General features: G+C 67.6%; 5 protein-coding genes. 3 read left to right on the top strand and 2 right to left on the bottom strand.

Features of this window, described 5'->3' with window-relative positions:
* Both ACDELDRAFT_RS19095 and ACDELDRAFT_RS19090 read left to right on the top strand, forming a co-directional pair.
* Positions 1 to 1,582 (top strand): cation-translocating P-type ATPase (locus ACDELDRAFT_RS19095; RefSeq protein WP_005799668.1); only part of this gene is annotated, 1,582 nt, incomplete at its 5' end.
* A 115-nt stretch (positions 1,583 to 1,697) separates the two neighbouring features.
* A complete protein-coding gene (locus ACDELDRAFT_RS19090) occupies positions 1,698 to 2,981 on the top strand; it encodes an O-acetylhomoserine aminocarboxypropyltransferase/cysteine synthase family protein (protein ID WP_005799667.1) in 1,284 nt (427 codons plus the stop codon).
* Positions 2,982 to 3,250: 269 nt separating this feature from the next.
* On the opposite strand, the gene ACDELDRAFT_RS25220 is transcribed toward ACDELDRAFT_RS19090, so the two are convergent.
* Entirely contained in the window at positions 3,251 to 3,418 is a 168-nt protein-coding gene (locus ACDELDRAFT_RS25220) for a hypothetical protein (protein WP_157764952.1), read from the bottom strand.
* Complete coding sequence (locus ACDELDRAFT_RS19085) at positions 3,415 to 3,783, bottom strand: hypothetical protein (protein ID WP_005799665.1); 369 nt, start codon at positions 3,781 to 3,783, stop codon at positions 3,415 to 3,417. Before ACDELDRAFT_RS19085 ends, ACDELDRAFT_RS25220 begins: the two co-directional genes overlap by 4 nt.
* A gap of 215 nt (positions 3,784 to 3,998) precedes the next feature.
* Between ACDELDRAFT_RS19085 and ACDELDRAFT_RS19080 the strand changes: the two genes are divergently transcribed.
* Positions 3,999 to 4,945 (top strand): NYN domain-containing protein (locus ACDELDRAFT_RS19080; protein ID WP_005799664.1); only part of this gene is annotated, 947 nt, incomplete at its 3' end.

Here is a 4,945-nt window from a genome sequence, read left to right as displayed (position 1 = left end):
TGACGCCATGCACCAGCATCCCCACGAGGAGGTACTGGAAGACGCGCCCGGCGCCATCGAAGGCCCTGCGCCCGCCCTCTGGCATGGCGACCCCACCGAAACGGCGCTGGTCTTGGCGGCACGGGCCGGCGGGCTGGACAAGGCCGCACTGGACCGCACCGCGCCGCGCATCCAGGAGCAGCCCTTCGATTCGGTGCGCAAGCGCATGACCACCTTCCACAAGGAGGGCAGCGGTTTTGTGGCCTACACCAAGGGGGCCCCCGAATCGGTGCTGCCCCGCTGCAGCGCGCAATGGACACCCGACGGCCCCGCCGCGCTCGACGCCGCCCAGGCGATGCAGGCTGCCGCCACCCTTGCGGCGCAAGGCTTGCGCGTGATGGCCCTGGCCCGCCGCAGCCACGTGCGCCTGCCCGATACCAATGCGCTGGAGACCGTCGAGAACGATCTGCAGCTGCTGGGCCTGATCGCGCTGATCGACCCGCCACGCCCCGAGGCCACGGTCGCCGTGCACGACTGCATCGCCGCGGGCATCACGCCCGTCATGATCACGGGCGACCACCCGGCCACGGCCCGTGCCATTGCGCACCGGCTGGGCATTGTGCAAAGCGCCGACGCGCCCGTGCTGACCGGCGCCGATCTGGCGCGCCTGGAAGACGCCGCGCTGCGAGAGCGGGTGCAGCAGGTGCGGATCTACGCCCGCGTGGACCCGGCACAGAAGATCCGCATCGTCGAGGCGCTGCAGGCGCGCGGCCATTTCGTCGCCATGACGGGCGATGGCGTGAACGACGCACCGGCCCTCAAGCGCGCCGACATCGGTGTGTCCATGGGCAAGGGCGGCACCGACGTGGCGCGCGAGGCCAGCAGCCTGGTGCTGCTGGACGACAACTTCGCCACCATCGTGGCGGCCATCAAGGAAGGCCGGCGCATTTACGACAACATCCGCAAGTTCGTGCGCTACGCCATGACCGGCAACTCGGGCGAGATCTGGACCATCTTTCTTGCGCCGATGCTGCTGCTGCCCATTCCGCTGCTGCCCATCCACATCCTGTGGGTCAACCTGGTGACCGATGGCCTGCCCGGCCTGGCCCTGGCGGCCGAACCCGCCGAGCGCGGCATCATGCAGCGCCCGCCCCGCCCGCCGCACGAAAGCCTGTTCGCCCAGGGCATGTGGCAGCACATCCTGGGCATGGGCCTGCTGATCGGCGGGCTGTGCCTGGCCGTGCAGGCCTGGGCCCTGCACACGGGCCACGCGCACTGGCAGACCATGGTGTTCACCGTGCTCACACTCGGGCAGATGGCCCATGTGATGGCCATCCGCTCGGAAAGCGAGCCGCTCTGGCGCCTGGGGCTCGCCAGCAACCGGCCCCTGCTGGGCGCCGTGCTGCTGACGTTTGCCCTGCAGATGGCCACCATCTACGTGCCCTTCCTCAACCCCATCTTCAGGACCGAGCCGCTGAGCCCGGGCGAGCTGGGCATCTGCCTGGCCGCGGCGATGGCGGTGTATGGCGCAGTCGAGGCCGAGAAAGCCTGGCGGCGCCATCGCAAGGCCGGCGGCAGCGCCTTGGACGACCCGGCGTCATAAGCACATAGCAAACGATTCGATGGCTGGCGCGGCGGCCGGTGCAAGAATGCGCGCTGGCGCCGCATTTGCGTTTGCGGGTCACCCACACCATTTCAACGACAGAGAGACCGCCCCCATGCACATCGAAACCCTCGCCGTCCACGCCGGCTACACGCCCGACCCCACCACCAAGTCCGCCGCCGTGCCGCTGTACCAGACGGTGGCCTATGCGTTCGACAGTGCCCAGCATGGCGCCGACCTGTTCGATCTGAAGGTGCCGGGCAACATCTACACGCGCATCATGAACCCGACCACCGACGTGCTGGAGCAGCGCGTGGCGGCGCTCGAAGGCGGCGTGGCCGCGCTGGCGGTGGCCTCTGGCATGGCGGCCATCACCGCGGCCATCCAGACCATTGCCGAGTCGGGCGACAACATCATCTCGGCCAGCACGCTCTACGGCGGCACCTACAACCTGTTCGCCCACACCTTTCCGCAGCAGGGCATCGAGGTGCGCTTCGCCGATCCGCGCGACCCGGCCAGCTTTGCCCAACTGATCGACGCACGCACCAAGGCCGTGTTCTGCGAATCCATCGGCAACCCGCTGGGCAACGTGACCGACATCGCCGCGCTGGCCAAGGTGGCGCACGACCATGGCGTGCCGCTGATCGTGGACAACACCGTGCCCAGTCCCTACCTGTGCCGCCCCATCGAGCACGGCGCCGACATCGTGGTGCATGCGCTCACCAAGTACATGAACGGTCACGGCAACAGCATTGGCGGCATCATCGTGGACAGCGGCAAGTTCCCTTGGGCTGAGCACAAGGCCCGCTTCAAGCGCCTGAACGAGCCCGACGTGAGCTACCACGGCGTGGTCTACACCGAGGCGCTGGGCGCCGCCGCCTTCATCGGTCGTGCGCGCGTGGTGCCGCTGCGCAACATGGGCGCAGCGCTCTCGCCGTTCAACGCCTGGCTCACGCTGCAGGGCATCGAAACCCTGCCACTGCGCATGGACCGCATCTGCGCCAACACCCTGGCGCTGGCGAAATTCCTGCAAAGCCACGCCAAGGTGGAATGGGTGCGCTACGCCGGCCTTCCCGACCATGCCGACCACGCCGTGGCGCAGCGCCAGATGGGCGGCCGCGCCTCGGGCATCCTGAGCTTCGGCCTGAAGGCCAGCGATGCCGATCCGCGCGCGGCTGGTGCCCGCTTCCTCGACGCGCTGCAGCTGTTCACGCGCCTGGTGAACATCGGCGATGCCAAGTCGCTGGCCACGCACCCGGCCTCCACCACGCACCGCCAGCTCAACCCCGAGGAATTGGCCAAGGCCGGCGTGAGCGAGAACATGGTGCGCCTGTCGGTGGGCATCGAACACATCGACGACCTGCAGGCCGACCTGGCACAGTCGCTCGAGAAAGTTTGAGCCGGAACCTGCGCCCGCCGCGCCGCACGGGCGGCGGCGTGGCCTTGCAGGGCACGCACACGCCCCTTTGAAGCAAAATTCGCCGCTTGCGCTTGTGCCGTAAGCACAAGCAGCTATTTTTTATATAGCAAAAAGGCTGTAATGGGCATGCGCCGAGTTCCCCATCCGGGCGCGGAAGCAGCACTGCCGCCGCCCCATCCGTGTGCCCATTGGCAACAGCGCCGCGCGAGGGGCATGGGCCGGACGGCCGGGGCCAGCGCCGGCCGCGCTCAGAGGGCCTTCTTGACCAGCGCGCCCTTGAACAGGTAGGGAAGCCGGGGCCCGTGGCCCTGCGCAGCGCCACCCGGGTCTTCGACGCTGATGGCCAGCTCTGCCACCCCGTCCAGCGCTGCGCTCGCGGCGGGCAACTGCAGTGTCTTGTAGGCACTTGCGATCACGCCCAGGGAACGGGGGGTTGGTCTGCCTGCAAGGCCCACAGCTGCATGCTGTCCTCGCGCCCTTCACGCACGTCGTTCAGGCGCTGCAGTTGCAGCACCGCGGCATTCACATCGACCGTGACCAGCATGGCAGGCAACTGCCGGCTGTCGAGCAGCACCGCCACATGCTGCACCTGCGCAACGGCCGACACCTTGGCCTGCAGGTGCGTGATCTGGGCCTTGAGCTGCTCGACCACGCTGGTGGCCGCCGCCCATGCCAGCAGCAATGCCACCAGCAGGGCAATGGCCAGGGCGCGCCACCAGGCGCTGACCCCGTGGCGCGAAGGTGCGGAAGACGCGGAAGGGGACGAAGGGGAATCAGACATGTCGCAATCGGTAAAAGCTGCCAGAAGCCGGAAGTATGCCCGTGCCCCGGCAGGCCGCAGCCCGATGGGTGCACGCACCGGCCCGCGCCGGCCCATCCAGGCCGGCACGATATGGTGCGGCCCCCGCAAGCTGATCGCGGACCCGTTGTCCGCGCCACTGTCTGCGGGGCCGGATTCCGTGTGATGATCCGGCCCACACCGTTACCGGAGCCACCATGGCCTCACCTACCGACAGCATCAGCATGGCCCTGTTTTGCGACTTCGAGAATGTCGCACTCGGCGTGCGCGATGCCAAATACGACAAGTTCGACATCAAGCCCGTTCTGGAACGCCTGCTCCTCAAGGGCAGCATTGTCGTCAAGAAGGCCTATTGCGACTGGGAGCGCTACAAAGGCTTCAAGGCAACCATGCACGAGGCCAACTTTGAGCTCATCGAGATCCCCCACGTGCGCCAGTCGGGCAAGAATTCGGCCGACATTCGCCTCGTGGTGGACGCGCTGGACCTGTGCTACACCAAGTCGCACGTCAACACCTTCGTGATCATCAGCGGCGACTCGGATTTTTCTCCGCTCGTTTCCAAGCTGCGCGAAAACGCCAAGCAGGTCATCGGCGTGGGCGTCAAGCAATCCACCTCGGACCTGCTGATCGCCAACTGCGACGAGTTCATCTTCTACGACGACCTCGTGCGCGAAAGCCAGCGCGCGCAGGCCCGGCGCCAGTCCGATGCAGCGCCGCCCGCCCGCCGCTCGCCCGAAGAAGAGCGGCACCGCAAGGAAGCGCTGGAGTCGCGCCGCACCCAGGGGATCGAATTGGCCGTGGAGACCTTCGATGCCCTGGTCTCCGAGCGCGGCGACAGCGGCAAGATCTGGGCGTCGGTCCTCAAGGAGGCCATCAAGCGCCGCAAGCCGGATTTCAGCGAGACGTATTACGGCTTTCGGGCTTTTGGCAACCTGCTGGAAGAAGCCCAGGAGCGCGGCTTGCTGGAGTTTGGCCGCGACGAGAAGTCGGGCGCTTATGTGTTCCGCAGCCACGGCAATGGCGGCTTTCCACAGGCCCGGCCAGACGCAGTGGCAACACGCCCGCAGGGAAGCTATTTCCGCCCCGAAGCAGCGCAGACGGCGAAAGAGCTTGGTGCCGACGCTCCTGCGCCGCACCACAGAGG

The sequence above is a fragment of the Acidovorax delafieldii 2AN genome (assembly GCF_000175235.1).
GTDB lineage: Bacteria > Pseudomonadota > Gammaproteobacteria > Burkholderiales > Burkholderiaceae_C > Acidovorax > Acidovorax delafieldii_B.
Note: the sequence above shows the minus strand (reverse complement) of the source record. Positions and strands in the feature narration are given on the sequence as shown.